The organism is Xenococcus sp. PCC 7305 (assembly GCF_000332055.1).
Taxonomy (GTDB): Bacteria; Cyanobacteriota; Cyanobacteriia; order Cyanobacteriales; family Xenococcaceae; genus Xenococcus.
The window spans coordinates 1-18,870 of sequence record NZ_ALVZ01000173.1 but is presented as its reverse complement, the minus strand read 5'-3'; the positions used below and the strand labels follow the sequence as shown (position 1 = coordinate 18,870).

The following is an 18,870-nucleotide window of genomic DNA, read 5'->3' as shown; positions in this document are numbered from 1 at the left end:
CACCTAAAAAAATAGTGCGAGCTTGCTTACTTTGGGACATTTAGATACAAGATCATCATTAATACTGTAAGTAATTATCTGAGTCTTTCTTCATTTCCTAACTTGTTCTTTATATTTGAAATTTTCATAAACAACAACAATATAATCACCTAAATATTTACACTTAAAAAATAAGTATATACTCTTATTATTCTTGATATATTGACAATTATACCTACGTAAATATACTGAAAACTCTTAATTGATTCTGCTTAGTTACGTAGGTAAGAGTAGAATAAATAAATCCAGTATCAAAAATTGCTATAGGCCGACGATTTCTAACTATTTCCCATGACTGAATATTCCAGTATTGATTCTTTACTACAACCCTTTAAACGTTTCGGAGTTAATTTAGGTTTAGCAAGAATTAAACAACTATTAGTAGAGTTAGATAATCCCCAAGATAAAGTACCGATAATTCATGTGGCAGGAACTAATGGCAAAGGTTCGGTTTGTGCCTACCTCTCAGCAATTTTGACTGCAACAGGTTATCGAGTCGGGCGTTATACTTCTCCTCATTTAGTCTCCTGGAGCGAAAGAATATCTTTGAACGAACAACCGATTAAGCAGTCTGTGTTACTAGATGTTTTGCAGCAAGTGATTGCCAAAGCAAATTCGTTAGAGGATAGGCCAACTCAGTTTGAAGTTTTTACCGCAGCAGCTTGGCTTTATTTTGCCCAATCCCAGGTCGATCTTGCTGTTATGGAAGTGGGTTTAGGAGGCAGACTGGATGCGACTAATGTTTGCGATCGCCCATTACTAAGTATTATCACCTCTATCAGTCGAGAACATTGGCAACGTCTGGGGCCAACTATCCCAGATATTACCGGAGAAAAAGCAGGAGTCTTGAAAGCAAATTGTCCTGCGGTAATTGGTAAATTGCCCCCAGAAGCGATTGTCGTGGTTCAGCAAAAGATTGCCGAGCTAAATTGTCCAACAGTTTGGATTGAACCAGCAGTCGAATTAGAGAGTGGCGAAACTGGGGAGATTGGGAAACCAGCAGGAAGATGGGCTAAATATGAGGATGTGGTCTATCCTTTGCCCTTACTCGGTGATATTCAGTTGCACAATTCAGCGATCGCGATCGCCTCTTGCAAAATATTACAACAAAAAGGCTGGGCTATTGCGGAAACTGGGATCTCCGAAGGCATGGCCAAAACTCAATGGCCAGGAAGATTGCAATGGACTAGTTATCGCGATCGCCCTCTTTTAATTGATGGGGCTCATAACACGGCTGCGGCGATCGCACTGCGTCATTATTTAGATACTCTGAATAAGCCTGTAACCTTTATCATGGGCATGTTATCAACTAAAGATCATCAAGATGTTTTTCAAGCTTTATTGCGTCCCCATGATCAATTACATTTAGTGACTGTGCCAGGCCATAGTAGTGCTGACCCAAAAGATTTAGCAGTGATTGCTCAGCAAGTTTGCCCTCAACTGAGTCAATGCAAAATCTATGATGAGTTATTTGTAGCCTTAGATAATATTTGGGCTCAATCTGCAAATTCAGAAAAGCTAGTTGTTTTTTGCGGTTCTTTGTATTTAATAGGTTATTTCTTCGCTAATAATACAAAAACTAAAATCTAGACGCAGTTAATTGAACATCAGCATATTGCCATACAGCTTCAAACTGCTGTTGTGTCTTTTGCGCAGCTGCATCCTTTCCTTGAGCTTGGAGACTTTGCCTTAAGCCAAATAATGACCAACCATTGTCGGGATAAATAGCTAAATCTTCGCGATATGCTTGTTCTGCTGCGGCAAACTCTTTAGCTTCCAATAAAGCTGCACCCAGATATTGCCGGGCAGGAGTTGCCCAATCGGCAGGTTCATCGTAGTTCAAGGCATCTTCTAGAACAACTGCTTGACGCAAACTCGCGATCGCCTGAGCAGATTCTCCTTGTTGAGCTGCGATTTCTCCAGTCAAGACCTTTGCTGCAACTTGTAAAATATTTTGAGTAGTATTAATATCCCAAATAGTTACTTCTTCTAATTCTGGGTCATTAGCCAACAAAGTTAACGCTTGAAGCTCTGCTTCTGCCTTAGAAAATTTGTCCTGACGCGTGTAAGCCAAACCCCGAGCATAATGCCATAATCCCGTGGGATATTTTAGATCTACTGCCGGTTGAGGTGCTTGAAGAATTTCATCCCATTCCCCAAATCGAGTCATGGTAAATAAGGGAATAGAGTAAAAATGTTGTAGAGTCCCCAGACCTGGTTCGCGCATCATCTCAGGATCAATCCCCGCAGCCAGAGTCTTACCTGCTTCATCCGCTATTTTTCTGTTGCCTTCTAAAGTCGCAGCAAACCAGAGAAAATGACGATTGTGCGGCATATAAGCCAAAGGATAAACCCCTTGGGCATGGCATTGAGTGATATATTCATCGTCTACTGCGATCGCATTTTGATTAGTTACCACAGCATCGCGATACCGTCCCACGCGAATATAAATATGCGAAGGCATATGTACCAAATGCCCCGAACCTGGCACTAAACCACCTAAGCGATCGGCAGCAGCAATAGCTTGTTCTGGTCGCACGGCTTCTACTGCATGAATATAAAGATGATTGGCCCCAGGATGGTTCGCATCTTTTTGGAGAACAGAGTCTAAAGTATCGAGAACTTTTTGAGTTGCTGCTTTGGGTGTTTTTTCCTCTGTCCAATAGTCCCAAGGCATGGTATCCATTAAGGCTTCGGCATAGAGAGTAGCAGCATCCAAGTCATCGGGATATTGTTGCGCAACTTTGGCCATCGCTTCGGCATAGGCGAGATCTAAAGCACTCCGATCTTCTAATGGTTGCGCCACATAACGGGTCGCCAGGGCATTGATATATGATTGTTCGGACGGGTTGCTTTTTTCGGCAAGCTTGAGCGCTCGTTGAATTGCCCCATAGGCTTCTGGCACGGCCTCATCATCCATCTTGGCATTGATATTAGGCCCCAAGACATAGGCTAATCCCCAATTGCACATAGCACAATCGCGATCGAGTTTTATTGCTTCGCGAAAAGAACGAGCAGCTTCTGCATGGTTGAACCCATAGGCCAAAACTAAACCCTGGTCAAAATAACGCTGTGCTTGAGGTGATTTAGTGCTAATAGCATGATGATGAGTTCCCATGCCCTTAAAGAATGGCGCAGTAGCTATTGCTCTATTATTGGACATTGCAAAAAACACACTGAAGGCAATAGTTACAAATAGAATAACAATGAAAGTCTGCAAGCGTTTCATGATTTTTGAACAAAAATATTCCTTTACCTCTATATTAATATTGCTGTAAATATGCAAAGTTTAATGTTAAGAAAAATAAGATGCAACGCTTATGAATATCCAGTTTGATAATATCTCTGTAGAGGACTTGGCAATTTTTCAGTATTCATTTATTAACCAGTGACTGAATCATCTCAGCAAGGATAGCTGCGCTATCTTTCATGGCTAAAGTTTTCGCTTTTGTCACCATTTCTTGCAGCTTGTCAGGAGATTCTAGCCATTGAGCGACTTGGTTTTCCAAGGTTAATTCGTTCAAATCTGATTGTTGATAAATAATTGCGGCTCCAGCATCTGCGAATACTTGGGCATTATAGGTTTGATGATCTTCTGCAGCATAAGGATAAGGAATTAAAATCGCCGGGGTTCCTGTAATTGCCAATTCGGTTAAGGTGCCTGCCCCAGCACGACTGATAGCAAGATCTGCTCGTTGCAATAATCCCGCCATATTGTCATAAAAAGGCAAATGGATATATTGGGGATGTTCAAAACTTCCAGCCTCAGGATCTTGCTTCCCAGTAAGATGAATAATATAAGCACCCATCTCCAGCCATTTGGGCGCTACTTGTCTAACTAACTTATTAACCGCTACTGCACCTTGGGAGCCCCCTGCAACTACGATGAGAATAGCATCGTTCGGAATAGGCAAATCCAAAGGTTGCGGCCGGAGAAATTGCGATCGCACAGGCGTGCTCACATACTGAGTCTCCACTTCAGGTAAATATTTTTTGGTACCTTCAAAACCCAAAGCAATAATATTGCACCAACGACTCAACAAACGGGTAACTTTCCCTGGAATAAAATTAGCTTCATGAAGAATTGTCGGTTTCTTCTGTAAACAAGCCGCCAAAATGGCTGGTGCGGCAATATAGCCTCCAGTAGTAAAGACAGCATCAATTTGATTTTCTTTGATTAACTTTTGGACTTGAAAGATCGAAGAGATAAAACGGAAAGCAATTTTCAATGTTTTAAGCCCAAAACCTTGTTGAAACCCTTCGACCGAAATAATGTTGAGGGGATATTTTTCTGGCACTAAAGAATTTTCCAGACGTTTGGGAACACCTAGCCATTCAATTTCATAGTCTGACAATTCTTCCGCTACAGCTAAAGCAGGAAACAAATGTCCTCCTGTGCCGCTAGCAGCTATAAGTAAACGAGTTGGGGAAGACACAAATTTATTACCGTGATTTCTCTTGAGACAACGGCAATATTCTAAACGATTTATGGGAATTATAAGATCAGGAAAATACCGACAATGGTTATTAATTCTTTATGAAACGTCGTCATTTACTTGGTGCGACTTCTTCTATTGGTGCAATGGGGGCTTTTGCCCTCTATAGCCCTAGAACGCAAGCTCAATCACCAACGTCTACATTATCCAATCTCAATAGCCTACCTTCAATCCGTTGGCGAATGGCAACTAGTTGGCCCAAATCCTTGGACATCCTCTTTGGTGGAGCCGAACGAATTTGTAGCCAGGTCACAGCCATGACTAATGGCAAATTTAGCATTACCCCCTATGCTTCTGGGGAAATTGTTGAAGGGTTTGGCGTTCTAGATGCCGTAGCTGAAGGGGAAGTCGAATGCGGTCATTCGGCTAGTTACTATTATTTTCATAAAAACCCTGCTTTAGCATTTGGTACGAATATTCCTTTTGGCTTAACCGCAGAGCAACAAAATTCTTGGTTATATTATGGCGGAGGTCAAGAATTAATTAATCGGATATATGCTGATTTAGGAATTATTAGTTTTCCTGCGGGAAACACTGGGGTTCAAATGGGAGGCTGGTTTAGACGCAAAATCAACCAGGTGACAGACCTCCAGGGTTTAAAGATGAGAATTCCCGGACTAGGAAGTGAAGTCATGTCTCGTTTAGGAGTGGAAGTCCAAATTTTACCGATAGATCAAATTGCCTCTGCTTTGATTAAAGGAAAAATTGACGCGGTGGAATGGAACAACCCCTACGATGATGAAATCATTGGCCTTCATGATTCAGCACCTTATTATTACTATCCTGGATGGTGGGAACCAGGAGCAACTTATGAGTTGGAAGTGAATCTTGCTGAGTGGAAAAAGTTACCTAAAGAATATCAAGAAGTTTTACAGGTGGCTGCAACCAATGCCAATATCACTATGCTGGCAGAATATAACGCTAAAAACGGCAAGGTCCTACAAAGGTTAAATCAGAGAGGGACCAATTTCTTACCATTTAGCGATGAGATCTTAGAAGCAGCCTATCAACAGACGCTGACCATTCTAGAAGAATATAGTAGTCAAGATAAAACTTTCCGTGAAATATACAGGCAATGGCAAAAGTTCCGCTCACAAGTTTACCATTGGAATCAGATTAATGAACTGAGCTTTACTAATTTTACTTTTCAGGCAGCAAACTTAACTTAGTAGGAGAAATTTTGAGATGAAACGGCGTAAATTTTTAACGAAAACTGGATTAGGTGCCATTGGTGCAACTGCATTAGGAGCTTGTAATTCCCAATCTGAAAAACCAACCATTACTAGGGCTAATACGCCAAAAACTGATACTCGCCAACCTTCATTTCGCTGGCGGATGGCAACTAGTTGGCCCAAATCTCTACAAATTTTGTTTGAAGCCGCAGACTTACTATGTCAAAAAGTCAACAACATGACTAATGGCCGCTTTGTGATTACACCCTATGCAGCCGGAGAGCTAACTGATGGCCTAAAAGTCCTACAAGCTGTGCAAGATAATATGGTGGAATGTGGACATACAGCTAGTTATTATTACCTTGACTATGGTAGTGCTTTGGCCTTTGGCACAACATTACCTTTTGGACTGACAGCATCGCAACAAAATGCTTGGCTTTACTACGGTGGTGGTCTAGAGGCTATGAGAAGGCTTTACCAAAATTTGGGAATCATTAATTTTCCTGGAGGAAATACAGGAACTCAGATGGGCGGTTGGTTTAAACAGGAAGTCAATACAATTGAAGACTTCAGAGGCTTACGAATGAGAGTTCCTGGGTTAGGAGGCAAGATCTTACAACGGCTAGGCGTTGAAATTAAAAGCTTGCCAGGAAATAGAATTTTTACTGCCCTCGAACAAAATACGATTGATGCAGCAGAATGGAAAAATCCCCATGCTGATCAAACTTTGGGTCTAAATAAAGTTGCTCCTTTCTATTATTATCCTGGATGGTGGGAGCCGGGAACGAGCTATGAATTTCAAGTCAATCTTGAACAATGGAACAAGTTACCTGTCGAATATCAAGAAATTTTTCAGGCTGCAGCTACTGATATTAACACCAAGATGTTGGCACAATTTAATGCTGTTAATGGAGAAGTTTTAGAGGGATTAGTCCTCAGCGGAACTAAGTTATTACCGTTCAGCTCAGAAATTTTACAAGCATCTTACAAAGAAGCCTTCATCATGTATGAAGAAATGGCTAGTAAAGATCAGGATTTTCGCAATATCTATCGACAATGGCAAGAATTTCGAAATCAAATTTATGCTTGGAATAACATGAATGAATTGGGTTTTGCTAATTTTGCCCTGAAACATCCGAATCTTGCTTGACGTTGTTTGGCGATTAACTAAAAGATATTTTGTAACTTAAATAATTTCAAAATACAACCAAGTTTGTAGATTTAAATCACACCAATTATTGAGAGAATATTTCATTATAAAAGAGGCAACATTCTTTGCGGTTTTATCATTAAAGATAAATTATGGCAATCCAAACTTTAGATAGTAAAAAGTTATTAGAATATTTGCTAAAAATAACTCTAAGAATTAGATCTAAATTTTATGATCTCAGTATTAGTCATAAGCTTAATCTTGGTTTTGGAGTTTTAGTCGGCTTAACTTTTTTGGTGGTAAGCCGTAATTATCTTGGTAGCCTGAAAGCCACAAAAAACATTAAGCGCACTCAAAATATTCGGGTTCCTACAGTGATAACTTCTGCTCAAGCAGAAGCCAACTTATTAAGAATGTCATCTCATGTTCGTGGATATTTGGCGACAGGAGAATCCGACTTTCGCGATCGCTATCAACAGGCAAGACAGGAATTTGAAACTGAACTTGTAGAGATGGAAAAGTTATTACAAGTTTATTCTTCTCCAAATAATAAACAGCATTTACAGGAATTACAAATTCAATATCAAGAATGGAAAGTAATCCCAGATCAACTATTTGCTCTACGGGATAACTATTATGTTAATCAACCAGCATTACAACTACTAAAGGATCAAGGAGAAACCCCAATCAATCTAATTCTGGCTCATATTACAGCTATAATTGATGATCAAGGGACGAGACCGCCATCTTCTGTAAATACTATCTTACTGAAGGAGATGGCTAGTTTTCAGAGCTCTTTTGCCCTACTAGTATCTGCCCTTAGAGGCTATTTACTTACTCAAGAATCATCTTTTCGCTTTGAATATGCAGCTAAATTTCAAGCCAACCAAGAAGCTTGGGAGAAACTTCAAAGCAAGTATAATTTATTGACAAATAAGCAAAAAAAAAGTTTCGATAAAATATCTTTAAATCATCAAGTTTTCCTAGAACTACCTCATGAAATGTTTGAGATAGTTGAGGGAGAAAAGCATCGTCAAGATTTATTTATTTTTCGAACAAAAGCTGAGCCATTAGCTGAAAATATGTTGGTTCTTTTACAAGAGATTGTAGCTAGTCAGCAGGAGTCTTTGACTAGGGAACTTCAAGCAGGAACTAATAGTTTGGTTAACGCACAATGGGATAATTTTCTCGGAGTACTTTTAGCTTTACTATTAGCAATTTTTATGACTATCTTACTAAGAGAAAAGATTGCCGGTCCGATCTCTCGACTAACCAGGGCAACTAATCAAATTATAGAAGGAGATTTTGATGCCAAAGCAATTATTGAGTCGGGAGATGAGATTGGAATTTTAGCAACTACTTTTAACCAGATGACTGATCATTTAAAACAATCTCATCAAGAGTTAGAAAACTACAGTCATATTCTAGAAGAGCGCACCTTTGCTTTAGCAGAAGCGAAAGAAGCAGCAGAAATAGCCAACCATACCAAAAGCAGTTTTTTGGCAAATATTAGCCATGAATTACGAACGCCTCTCAATGTAATTTTAGGCTTTACCCAAATTATGTCTCGCGATATCACTTTATCAGAAAAACAACAAGAAACTCTACGTATTATTAATCATAGTGGAGAGCATTTACTATTATTAATTAATGATGTGTTGGAAGTGACAAAGATTGAATCAGGTAAAACTAGTCTGTATCACAATGATATAGATCTCCATTCTTTACTAGATTCTCTAGAAGAGATGTTGAAGTTAAAAGCAGAAGAAAAAGGTTTAAACATGTTTTTTGTGCAAGATCAAAATCTTCCTCGCTATATCAGATCTGATGAGAGTAAACTACGCCAAATATTAATTAATTTACTGAGCAATGCCATCAAATTTACAACGGTCGGTACAGTTAAATTGCAGGCCAAAGTTCTAGACCTAGAAACAGCAAAATCAGCAGATGACAATGCTAATCTAACTAGTCTGCTGTTTGAGGTGAGTGATACTGGTATGGGGATTGCCGAAACTGAACTTAAATCTTTATTCGAACCTTTTGTCCAAACTGCATCAGGAATCAAATCACAACAAGGAACCGGCTTAGGACTTGCTATTAGTCGCAAATTTGCCCAATTAATGGGGGGAAATATCAGCGTCATTAGTGAATTGGGACAGGGTTCGACTTTTAGAGTGACTCTTACTGTGCAATCTGTCGTGCAAGCGACTGTTAATTTACGAGAAACCAGAAGAGTTATTGGGTTAGCCAAGAATCAACATCGTTACCGAATTTTGATTATTGAAGATCGCTGGGAAAATAGACTGTTATTAAGCAACTTATTAGAGCCTTTGAACTTAGAAGTTCGCGAAGCTGAGAATGGCCAGCAAGGAGTTGCCATTTGGCAAGAATGGCAACCCCATTTGATATTTATGGATATGCAAATGCCTATTATGAACGGGATCGAGGCAACGAAATATATTAGAGCTCAAGCTCAGAAGACAAATACTGAGACTGCCATCATTGCTCTAACTGCTAATGTCTTTACCAAGCAACGCTCAGAAATCTTAGCCGCTGGTTGCGATGACTATATTACTAAACCTTTTAAGGAGGCGATTATCTTTGAGAAAATGGCTCAACATTTACCCCTCACCTATCTTTATGAAGAGGAAATATCTTCTCAATCAAATGCATCTGCTATTTCTGAAAAACTAACTAGTGAAAATTTGGCCATTATGCCTAATCAATGGAGAACTCAGCTCAATGAAGCAGCCCTCCAACTGAACTCAGAATTACTAGAAAAATTAATTACAGAGATTCCTGATGAACATCAATCTCTCATGCTTTCTCTAAAAAATAAAATTGAAAACTTTGATTTTGACCATATTTTGGAACTATTGTAATTATCAACAAATTGTTATGAAACCAGAATTAATTAATCTTACTCCAAATAAAATTTTAATTGTTGATGATGTACCTGATAATTTACGTCTTTTGTCTACAACTTTAACTGAGAAAGGTTATCAAATTCGTTGTGCCAAATCGGGAAAAATTGCCTTAATAGGAGCCGAAAATGATTTGCCAAATCTGATTTTACTAGACATCAATATGCCTGAGATGAATGGATATGAAGTATGTCAGAAATTGAAAGCAAATCCCAAAACTGCTGATATTCCGATTATCTTTCTCAGTGCCCAAGATAATATTCAAGATAAAGTAACAGCCTTTGAAATTGGTGGGGCAGATTTTATTAGTAAACCTTTTCGCATTCAAGAAGTTTTGGCTAGAGTAAAAAATCAATTAAATCTCCAAGCTGCCAAAGCAGAAATTCGTCTATTAAACCAAGAATTGGAAACTAGAGTTGCCAATCGAACTTTAGAATTGGAGACGGCTAATAAAAAGCTAGCTATTATTAATCAGCAGCTACAAGAAAAAATTTTGGAGAAAGATAATTTTGAAAAAAAACTACTTTATGATGCTCTTCATGATGGATTGACTGGCTTACCAAATAGGAGCCTTTTTATGAAGAGAATTCAGATAGCTTTGGAAAAATCTAAATCTGATCTCAATTATAAATTTGCTATATTATTTATCGATTTAGATCGTTTTAAAATTGTTAACGATAGCCTGGGGCATTTAATTGGTGACCATCTATTGATTGCCTGTGCAAAATGTTTAGAGAAATGTTTGTCTGACCAAGATATTGTGGCTAGGATTGGCGGGGATGAATTCACAATTTTATTAGAAAATATTGACACAATTAATAATGCGATAGCTGTTGCTGATGAAATTCTTACCAAATTTAAAAGACCTTTTAAACTCGGAGCTCATGTAATTTCCACAACAGCCAGTATTGGCATAGTTTTGGGTACTACAAAATATCAACAAAGTTCCGAACTACTTCGAGATGCCGACACCGCAATGTATCGAGCGAAGGGGCTGGGGAAGGCCAGGCACGAAATTTTCAACGAACAAATGCATGTTCATGCGATCCAACGTCTAGAGTTGGAAAATAATTTCAGAGAGGCCCTAAAACTAAATCAGTTTGTACTTTTTTACCAACCAATTATTCATTTAACTACTGGACAATTAGTGGGATTTGAAGCTTTAGTCCGTTGGCAACATCCGACTAAAGGGTTGATTTATCCTGATGATTTTATTCCTCTGGCAGAGGAAACAGGGCTCATTATACCTCTAACAAAATGGGTATTCAATGCTGCTTGTCATCAGCTAAATATTTGGCAAAATAAATTCCCCCATTTTCCTATTCTAAATATTAGTATTAATATAGCTGCTGATCAGTTAAAACATCCAAATTTTTTAAAAATTATAGACAAAATTTTAGAGCAAAATCAGGTACGTGGAAGCTCAATTAAATTGGAAATAACTGAAAGTATGTTGATGCAAGATAGCACAGATATTATCGATCTTTTATCAGAAATTAAAGCCCGAGAAATAGACTTATGTATTGATGATTTTGGTAAGGGTTTTTCTTCGTTAAGTTATTTACCTCGTTTTCCCATTGATATTTTAAAAATTGATCGTTCTTTCGTTTCTTGTATGGATTGTGATGAGAATAATTTTGAGGTTGTTCGCACGATTATCAGTTTGGCTCATAGCTTAGGAATTAAGGTAGTGAGTGAGGGCATTGAAAAAATGACTCAACTAGAACAATTACATACTTTAGGTAGCGAATTTGGTCAAGGTTTTTTCTTTTCTCGACCTCTAAATTCTGAATCGGCAGAGTTGATGATTTCTTCTAATCTCATTCAACTTGAATTGGAAAATTCTCAATCTCCCTCATTTGATTCTCTTAAAAATAAGTAATACAAAAAAATTAATTATTATCATTATTATTGTAAAATTACGATGAAACTTGACCTAATCGATCTTTACTCCCACAAAATTCTAATTGTTGATGATGTATCGGATAATCTTCGTCTTTTATCAACAACTTTAAGCCAACAAGGTTATCAAGTTCGTTGTGCTAAAAATGGGGAAATGGCACTAACTGGGGCAGATAAAGACTTGCCAGATCTAATATTACTTGATATTAATATGCCAGGGATGAATGGCTATGAAGTTTGTCAAAGATTTAAAAGCAATCCTAAAACTGCTGATATTCCGATTATTTTTCTCAGTGCTCAAGATGATATAGGCAATAAAGTACAGGCTTTTGAGTTGGGAGGGGTCGATTTTATTAGTAAACCTTTTCGGATTAAGGAAGTAGTAATTCGGGTCAAAAGTCAATTAACTATTCAGGCTGCCAAGGCAGAAATCCGTTATTTAAATCAAGAACTAGAAACCAGAGTCAAAGATCGTACTTTGGAATTAGAGACTGCTAATCAAAAACTAGCAATTATCAATAAAAAATTACTTTATGATGCGCTTCACGATGAATTAACAGGATTACCCAATAGAAGCTTGTTTATGAAGCGTGTCCAAAAAGCCCTAAATAAATCTAAAATCGATGAAAATTATAAATTTGCTGTGTTATTTATCGATTTGGATCGTTTTAAAGTTATTAACGATAGTTTAGGGCATTTAATTGGCGACTATTTACTAATTGCATGTGCTAAGCGTTTAAAAAAATGTATAAGAGTTCAAGATGTCATTGCCAGAATTGGTGGAGATGAATTCACTATCTTGTTGGAAAATATTAAAGAATCTGATAATGTGATCGCAGTTGCCGATAGAATTGTTGCAGCATGTAAAAAACCTTTTAAACTTGAGTCTCATCTGATCACTACTACGACAAGTATTGGTATTGTTTTAGGTTCTACCGAATATCAACAAAGTTCTGAACTACTGAGGGATGCCGATACCGCAATGTATCAGGCGAAGGGACAAGGCAAGGCAAGATATGCAATTTTTAATGAGCAAATGCATATTCGCGCGATCCAACGTCTAGAGTTAGAAAATGATTTTAGAAAAGCATTAAAAGCAAAGGAATTTGGTCTTTTTTATCAACCTATTATCTGTTTGACAACTGGAAAGTTGGCAGGATTTGAAGCTTTAGTTCGTTGGCATCACCCAGTGAAAGGCTTGATTAATCCTGATGATTTTATTCCCATTGCCGAAGAGACAGGATTAATTATTCCTTTGGGGGAATGGATTCTCAATCAAGCTTGTTATCAGCTAAGTATTTGGCACAATAAATTCCCCGATTGCCATAAGCTAACTATTAGCATTAATTTAACGGTTAACCAATTAAAACATCCAAATTTTTTGTTAACTATAGACAAAATTTTAGCTCAAAATAAAATGCCTGGTCATTCTATTAAATTGGAGATCACCGAAGGTATGTTGATGCAAGATAGTGATGAAATTATGCATCTTTTATCTCAAATAAAAACTAGACAAATAGAATTATGTATTGACGATTTTGGTAAGGGTTTTTCTTCTTTAAGTTATTTACCTCAGTTTCCCATCGATATTTTAAAAATTGATCGTTCTTTTGTTTCTTTTATGGATGACCATGAGCATAATTTTGAGATTGTCCGAACTATTATTAGTCTCGCTCATACTTTAGGAATTAAGGTTGTGAGTGAAGGTATTGAGAAAAAGACCCAATTGGAGCAATTGAATGCTTTAGGTTGTGAGTTTGGTCAGGGTTTTCTCTTCTCTCGGCCTCTTAATCCAGAATCTGCTGAATTAATGATTTCATCGAGTAAAGTTCCCTTTGAATTAGAACATTCTGAGTCGCGATCGCCCAAGGCTATTAATCTTACTCAGTCACGAGAAAATGAGGAATTAGACTGAACGAGGGCAGATGTTAATCCTGTTATGGGAAATAAAAGTTATTAAGCTTTTGTTTTGGTTTTAAGGGAGTATTCGTTACAATTTAAAGGAATTTCCTCAATACCCCTAATTGTTAATTAGAGAATGTTAGCTAGAAGACTCCAGCCAAAAGCCTTAAGATCAACAATCACTCTTCTCGTATTGAGTCTGCTTACTTCTTGTAGCAATAGTGAAGCTCTTGAAAATTTTGTGAACGCTGATCCTAATTTGCGCAGAGAGCAAAACTCAGAAAATCCTCGTCCCAATTCTACTGTCAACAGTTCTCAAAATAATCAGGAGACGAGTTCGCAATCCGAAAATAATCAAACAGAGCCTGAACCAGAAATTCTTCCATCCTCTAACTCTGAACAAATCACTGAGGATCTTTCCTCTAATGATTTATCAGACTTCCCCACAACTCTCCCAGAAGAAATTCCGCTCTATCCCCAAGCTGAACTCCAGCAAACCGACCCAGAATTAACAGCAGAGTCTGGAAGCTTAACGCTGCGATCGCTAGACAATATCACAGATGTTGCCAATTATTATCAATCACAACTACAAACTCAAGAATGGGAAATTATTCAGCCATTCAGTTTAGATCCAGATGGTAATAGTCAAAGCACAATCGCTAGTAAAAACAATCTCAAAATCAAAATATCCTTAGCTGAGTTATTAGATACTAACGAGGATAATAGCTCCCAAACTAAAATTGATATTGCCTATAAACCTTTTATCCCTAATCTAAGCAGCACAGATTTAGAACCGAATATCGAGTCTGAAGTCCTACCCAATAGCGCAGAAGACTACCCAGAAGCAACGGCAGTGATACCTGAGCTGGCAACTGGTTCCGATGCGATTCAAACTACTACAACTAATTTTGCTGATTTAGCAGAAGTTAGAGAGCAATTACAACAGGCTGTTCAGGATGTTGCAGCTCTAGGAATTTTAACCCCTCAAACCAAAGATTCGCCCCCACAACTTGCTCCCAATGAACTGATTACTCGTCGCGATTATGTGCGCTGGCTAGTATCGGCTAATAATAAATTTCATGAAAATTCCCCTGGTAATAAAATCCATTTGACCAAGAAAACAAGTCAAACAGCTTTCAAAGATATTGACATTAACGATCCTGATTTTGGAGAGATTCAAGGTTTAGCTGAAGCTGGATTGATACCCTCAATCTTGACTAGTGATAGTAATAATGTCTTATTTAGGCCAGATGCGGCCTTAACTAGAGAAGATCTTATTAGCTGGAAAGTGCCGTTAGATCTTCGTGCGGCTTTGCCCAAAGCTTCGATTGAAACCATTGAAGAAACTTGGGGCTTTCAGGATGTTGCCAAGATAGATTCTCAAGCGATTAGAGCCTTATTTAGTGATTATCAAAATGGCGATCGCTCTAATGTGAGAAGAGTTTTTGGTTTCACTACTTTGTTTCAACCGAAAAAAGGTGTAACCCGCGCCGAAGCTGCGGCTTCTCTTTGGTATTTTGGGTATCAAGATGACGGAATTAGTGCGGAAGAATTATTGGACATCTCAATTAATTAAATAGTTGGTCAACAAGCATCAACAATCCAGCGTATGTTCCAATTCCCAACTAGAAATATGATGACTATATTGATTCCACTGTTGATGCTGCAATTTTAAATAAGATTCAACAAAAGATGTTCCCAAAGTTTCAGTCAAAATGACGTTTGATTTCAGACAGCGTAAAGCATCTAACAGATTATTTGGTAGAAGTTTAACCGAATCCGAGGGTGGACTATCGTAACTATTATTATCACAGCGATCGCCTGGATCAATTTTGCGCTCGATGCCATCTAAACCTGTGGCAATAATTGCGGCAGCAAGTAAATAAGGATTCGCGGCACCATCAGCCAAACGTAATTCAAATCTACCGAAATCGGGAATGCGGATCGTATGAGTGCGATTATTCCCTCCATAACTAATCGTATTGGGCGACCAAGTTGCACCAGATAAGGTCACGGGAGCATTAATTCTTTTGTAGGAATTGACAGATGGATTAGCAAAGGCGCATAAAGCAGCAGCGGATTCTAAAACTCCCCCAATAAACTGATAGCCCAAAGTAGAAAGCTCAGAACTTCCAGTGGTATCAGTAAATAAATTAATTTTGCCTTCATTATCCCAAACGGAGAGATGAGTATGGCAACCATTACCAGTCAAGGTAGCAAAGGGCTTGGGCATAAAGGTAGCATTAAATCCATGTTTTTCTGCAATACTCTTCACCATATACTTGAAAAAAGCCTGGCGATCTGCGGTGACCAGAACATCATCGTAATGCCAATTCATTTCAAATTGTCCGTTGGCGTCTTCATGATCATTTTGATAGGGTTTCCAACCTAAAGACAGCATGCCATCACAAATTTCGCTAATTACCTCATAACGACGCATCAAGGCTTGTTGATCATAGCAAGGTTTAGCGGCGCGATCGCTAGAATCAGAAATTTGATGTGCTTCGCCTGATAGTAAGAAAAACTCACATTCAACTCCTGTTTTAATGCGATATCCTTGATCTGCTGCTGCTGCAACCATTTTTTTGAGTAGGAGCCGAGGCGTATCTATCATCGGTTGACCATGGATATCACAAAGATCTGCTGGCATCCAAGCTACTTCAGGTTTCCAGGGGAGTTGAAAAAGACTATCGCGATCGGGCATGGCTAAAATATCAGGATCAGCCGGAGTCATATCTAACCAAGCGGCAAATCCAGCAAATCCAGCACCATTTTCTGCCATCTCATCGATGCTTTGAGCCGGAACCAGCTTGGATCTTTGTACTCCAAATAAATCGGTAAAAGAAATTAAAAAATAACGAATTCCGCGATCGCGAGCCAATTCTGATAACAGCATCTTGATAATCTACACCTCACACAAATAATTATTACTATGAGGGTGATCGTCTACAGAGGTTTGTAACTATTACTACTGTAAGAATATTTATTAATAATGATATCGACAAGAAATAATCTTTATATAATCATTCGTTACTCTATAAACAAGTCGATTAGTTTCGTCAATTCTACGCGACCAATAACCCGACAAATTTTCTTTTAAAGGTTCTGGCTTGCCTATTCCTTCAAAGGGAGTAGTCAAAGAATTTTGAATTAATTTGTTAATTCTTTTCAAGGTTTTTTTATCCTGATTTTGCCAATATAAATAATCTTGCCAAGCCTTGTTATCCCAATATAAATCACGCATTTAATCCAAAATATCATGTTGCTCATATTCGCCAGCTTTGTCGCGAGCGATCGCCTCTAGTAGATGTTGAGCATTAGCAGGCGATTTCATTAAATATAAAGTTTCCATGATCGAGTCATATTGAGATTTAGACATGATTACTGCATCTTCTACACCACTTCTCGTAATCACAGTGCAATCTTGATCATCTGCCACTCGATCTAAAACAGCCTTAAAGTTTCGTCTTGCCTCTGAATAATTAATTATTTCCATAGTTGATTGTGCTTGTACTCATGTACGTACAATACTAACAAATATATGAAAAATGTCACTTATGTTATTTATCTTCTAATAATTCACGGATGGCTTCTTTGATAAAGTTTTCATCTTCAGGATTTTGATAAGGATTTCCTGCTCGATGTCCCCAAATAGAAGGAATTGGTAAATATTTTACATTAGGAATTAAATCCGCTTCTGCTTTACAATCTTCGGGGGTAAAGTATAAATCTGTGGTTGCTGGCATGACGAAAGTTTTAGCAGTAATTGATTTTAATGCCTTTTCATAATTTCCTTGATAAATAGAATTGTTACTAACATCACAATGCAACCACGTATCAATCATTGCCAATAAATTATGCGGATCACGTTTGCGATAATTGGCTTCCCAACCACGAATTAAATAATCTTCCAATGAATCATAACCAAACTGAGAATAAATTCCCTGACGATAATAAGCTTGCGAAGCTGCCCAACTCGCATAAATACGAGCAAAAGCTTTAAATCCGCGATCAGGAATAGTTTCAAAGATAATACCATTCCAAGCTTGATCAGCAGTTAGTGCTGTACGTAAACTTTGTAGGAAGATTTTATTATGGTCAGTGGTTTTAGCTGTACCGCAAAGAGCCGCAATTCTATCTACCATATCTGGATATAATGCTCCCCAATGATAAGCTTGTTGTGCTCCCATCGACCAACCATAAACCAAAGCTAATTGCTTAATTTTCAGACTATCTAGTAATTGTTTTTGCGCTCGAACATTGTCTAGATGGGTAAAGTAAAAACCTGATTCTGCTAATTTACAGTCTGAATGATTACTAGGAGAACTAGATAAACCATTCCCAAACATATTAGGAATGATAATAAAATGCTGGTTTGGATCGAGAATGCTGTCAGGTTTAATCAGCCATTCGATATCTGGATGTTGTGCACCGTAGGAAGTGGGATACAGAATGACGTTGGATTTGTCGCTATTTAACTGGCCGTAAGTTTGATAAATAAGGTTTGCTTCAGGTAAAGTTGCACCACATTGCAAGTTGAAGTTTTTAAGAGTAAATCGGCTTGGTTCCATACTAAGTTTTGGTTAGGTATTCAGTAATTATTGATCGAAAAATGTACAATAAACAGTACAATAATCAACATTAAATTCATGGATATTTATACTGCAAGTCACGCCAGAGCCAACTTATTTAAGTTGTTAGAGAAAATCAATCAAGATAGCGAACCCTGTATTATCACTTCTCGCAAAGGTGATGGAGTCTTGATCTCTAAGGATGATTGGGAAAGCATACAAGAAACCCTATATTTGGAATCTATTCCAGGAATGAAAGAGTCTATTAAAGAAGGTATGGCAACTCCCCTTGAGGATTGTCTATCAGAGGATGAATTAGAGTGGTAGATTGCAAATGGCAGCTAAAATTTACTAAATTGGCCCAAAAAGATGCTAAAAAAATTGCTGCTGCTGGATTAAAACCAAAAACCCAAAAACTACTAGAGATTCTCAAGCAAAATCCTTTTGCCAATCCTCCTAGCTATGAAAAACTTCAGGGAGATTTGAAAGGTGCCTATTCTCGTAGAATAAACTTACAGCACCGTTTGGTATATGAAGTAATTGATGCGGAATATACAGTTAAAATTATTCGAATGTGGTCGCATTATGGAGAGTAAAAGACGATTATTTTCTTGAATCAACCTGAGTTCGACAAGATGAAACCAAGACCATACGCGATCGCTAAAAAATAAATTGCGCTCAGCAAAGCTTGGCGCTTTGTGCGTCATGAGATTT

At 38.0% G+C, this 18,870-nt stretch carries 15 protein-coding genes; 9 read left to right on the top strand and 6 right to left on the bottom strand.

The window, feature by feature from the left end; all coding sequences use genetic code 11:
- Window positions 1–330: 330 nt before the first annotated feature.
- Window positions 331–1,629: a folylpolyglutamate synthase/dihydrofolate synthase family protein gene (locus tag XEN7305_RS12175; protein WP_006509731.1), complete on the top strand. Its 1,299-nt coding sequence runs from the start codon at window positions 331–333 to the stop codon at window positions 1,627–1,629.
- Here the strand turns inward: XEN7305_RS12175 and XEN7305_RS12170 are convergent.
- Together XEN7305_RS12170 and murG are read right to left on the bottom strand one after the other, a co-directional pair.
- Window positions 1,619–3,268 (bottom strand): hypothetical protein, encoded by a 1,650-nt coding sequence (locus XEN7305_RS12170; RefSeq protein WP_006509730.1) that lies wholly within the window; start codon window positions 3,266–3,268, stop codon window positions 1,619–1,621. The two genes, XEN7305_RS12175 and XEN7305_RS12170, sit on opposite strands and share 11 nt — an antisense overlap.
- A 145-nt stretch (window positions 3,269–3,413) precedes the next feature.
- On the bottom strand, window positions 3,414–4,475 hold the full coding sequence (murG, locus tag XEN7305_RS12165; RefSeq protein WP_006509729.1) for an undecaprenyldiphospho-muramoylpentapeptide beta-N-acetylglucosaminyltransferase: 1,062 nt from the start codon (window positions 4,473–4,475) through the stop codon (window positions 3,414–3,416).
- Window positions 4,476–4,576: 101 nt separating this feature from the next.
- On the opposite strand from murG, the gene XEN7305_RS12160 reads away from it, so the two are divergent.
- From XEN7305_RS12160 to XEN7305_RS12135, 6 genes are all read left to right on the top strand, one after another.
- Window positions 4,577–5,704: a TRAP transporter substrate-binding protein gene (locus XEN7305_RS12160; RefSeq protein WP_006509728.1), complete on the top strand. Its 1,128-nt coding sequence runs from the start codon at window positions 4,577–4,579 to the stop codon at window positions 5,702–5,704.
- Between the two features lie 16 nt (window positions 5,705–5,720).
- Entirely contained in the window at window positions 5,721–6,857 is a 1,137-nt protein-coding gene (locus tag XEN7305_RS12155) for a TRAP transporter substrate-binding protein (protein ID WP_006509727.1), read from the top strand.
- A gap of 152 nt (window positions 6,858–7,009) precedes the next feature.
- On the top strand, window positions 7,010–9,739 hold the full coding sequence (locus XEN7305_RS26625; protein WP_006509726.1) for an ATP-binding protein: 2,730 nt from the start codon (window positions 7,010–7,012) through the stop codon (window positions 9,737–9,739).
- A 16-nt stretch (window positions 9,740–9,755) separates the two neighbouring features.
- Window positions 9,756–11,663 (top strand): GGDEF domain-containing response regulator, encoded by a 1,908-nt coding sequence (locus tag XEN7305_RS12145; RefSeq protein ID WP_006509725.1) that lies wholly within the window; start codon window positions 9,756–9,758, stop codon window positions 11,661–11,663.
- A 42-nt stretch (window positions 11,664–11,705) separates the two neighbouring features.
- Window positions 11,706–13,598, top strand: a complete 1,893-nt coding sequence (locus XEN7305_RS12140) for an EAL domain-containing response regulator (protein ID WP_006509724.1) — start codon at window positions 11,706–11,708, stop codon at window positions 13,596–13,598.
- Between the two features lie 123 nt (window positions 13,599–13,721).
- Window positions 13,722–15,161, top strand: coding sequence for an S-layer homology domain-containing protein (locus tag XEN7305_RS12135; protein WP_006509723.1), 1,440 nt, complete (start codon window positions 13,722–13,724; stop codon window positions 15,159–15,161).
- An 18-nt stretch (window positions 15,162–15,179) separates the two neighbouring features.
- On the opposite strand, the gene glnT is transcribed toward XEN7305_RS12135, so the two are convergent.
- From glnT to XEN7305_RS12115, 4 genes are all read right to left on the bottom strand, one after another.
- Complete coding sequence (gene glnT / locus XEN7305_RS12130) at window positions 15,180–16,481, bottom strand: type III glutamate--ammonia ligase (RefSeq protein WP_006509722.1); 1,302 nt, start codon at window positions 16,479–16,481, stop codon at window positions 15,180–15,182.
- 90 nt (window positions 16,482–16,571) lie between these two features.
- Complete coding sequence (locus XEN7305_RS12125) at window positions 16,572–16,829, bottom strand: Txe/YoeB family addiction module toxin (protein ID WP_006509721.1); 258 nt, start codon at window positions 16,827–16,829, stop codon at window positions 16,572–16,574.
- On the bottom strand, window positions 16,830–17,081 hold the full coding sequence (locus XEN7305_RS12120; RefSeq protein WP_006509720.1) for a type II toxin-antitoxin system Phd/YefM family antitoxin: 252 nt from the start codon (window positions 17,079–17,081) through the stop codon (window positions 16,830–16,832). It abuts the gene before it with no gap.
- 64 nt (window positions 17,082–17,145) lie between these two features.
- Window positions 17,146–18,156, bottom strand: a complete 1,011-nt coding sequence (locus XEN7305_RS12115; RefSeq protein ID WP_006509719.1) for an alpha/beta fold hydrolase — start codon at window positions 18,154–18,156, stop codon at window positions 17,146–17,148.
- A 78-nt stretch (window positions 18,157–18,234) separates the two neighbouring features.
- Here XEN7305_RS12115 and XEN7305_RS12110 point away from each other — a divergent pair, with 78 nt between their 5' ends.
- Both XEN7305_RS12110 and XEN7305_RS12105 read left to right on the top strand, forming a co-directional pair.
- On the top strand, window positions 18,235–18,483 hold the full coding sequence (locus XEN7305_RS12110) for a type II toxin-antitoxin system Phd/YefM family antitoxin (RefSeq protein ID WP_006509718.1): 249 nt from the start codon (window positions 18,235–18,237) through the stop codon (window positions 18,481–18,483).
- A complete protein-coding gene (locus XEN7305_RS12105) occupies window positions 18,477–18,752 on the top strand; it encodes a Txe/YoeB family addiction module toxin (RefSeq protein ID WP_006509717.1) in 276 nt (91 codons plus the stop codon). The genes XEN7305_RS12110 and XEN7305_RS12105 overlap by 7 nt, the downstream gene beginning before the upstream one ends.
- Window positions 18,753–18,870: the final 118 nt, after the last annotated feature.

Excerpts from the sequence above, each read along its gene's own strand:
- XEN7305_RS12145 (WP_006509725.1), top strand. The coding sequence starts at position 9,756 with ATGAAACCAGAATTAATTAATCTTACTCCAAATAAAATTTTAATTGTT.
- XEN7305_RS12125 (WP_006509721.1), bottom strand. The coding sequence starts at position 16,829 with ATGCGTGATTTATATTGGGATAACAAGGCTTGGCAAGATTATTTATAT.
- XEN7305_RS26625 (WP_006509726.1), top strand. The coding sequence starts at position 7,010 with ATGGCAATCCAAACTTTAGATAGTAAAAAGTTATTAGAATATTTGCTA.
- XEN7305_RS12110 (WP_006509718.1), top strand. The coding sequence starts at position 18,235 with ATGGATATTTATACTGCAAGTCACGCCAGAGCCAACTTATTTAAGTTG.
- XEN7305_RS12115 (WP_006509719.1), bottom strand. The coding sequence starts at position 18,156 with ATGGAACCAAGCCGATTTACTCTTAAAAACTTCAACTTGCAATGTGGT.
- XEN7305_RS12140 (WP_006509724.1), top strand. The coding sequence starts at position 11,706 with ATGAAACTTGACCTAATCGATCTTTACTCCCACAAAATTCTAATTGTT.
- XEN7305_RS12160 (WP_006509728.1), top strand. The coding sequence starts at position 4,577 with ATGAAACGTCGTCATTTACTTGGTGCGACTTCTTCTATTGGTGCAATG.
- XEN7305_RS12120 (WP_006509720.1), bottom strand. The coding sequence starts at position 17,081 with ATGGAAATAATTAATTATTCAGAGGCAAGACGAAACTTTAAGGCTGTT.
- XEN7305_RS12170 (WP_006509730.1), bottom strand. The coding sequence starts at position 3,268 with ATGAAACGCTTGCAGACTTTCATTGTTATTCTATTTGTAACTATTGCC.
- XEN7305_RS12135 (WP_006509723.1), top strand. The coding sequence starts at position 13,722 with ATGTTAGCTAGAAGACTCCAGCCAAAAGCCTTAAGATCAACAATCACT.
- XEN7305_RS12155 (WP_006509727.1), top strand. The coding sequence starts at position 5,721 with ATGAAACGGCGTAAATTTTTAACGAAAACTGGATTAGGTGCCATTGGT.
- glnT (WP_006509722.1), bottom strand. The coding sequence starts at position 16,481 with ATGCTGTTATCAGAATTGGCTCGCGATCGCGGAATTCGTTATTTTTTA.
- XEN7305_RS12175 (WP_006509731.1), top strand. The coding sequence starts at position 331 with ATGACTGAATATTCCAGTATTGATTCTTTACTACAACCCTTTAAACGT.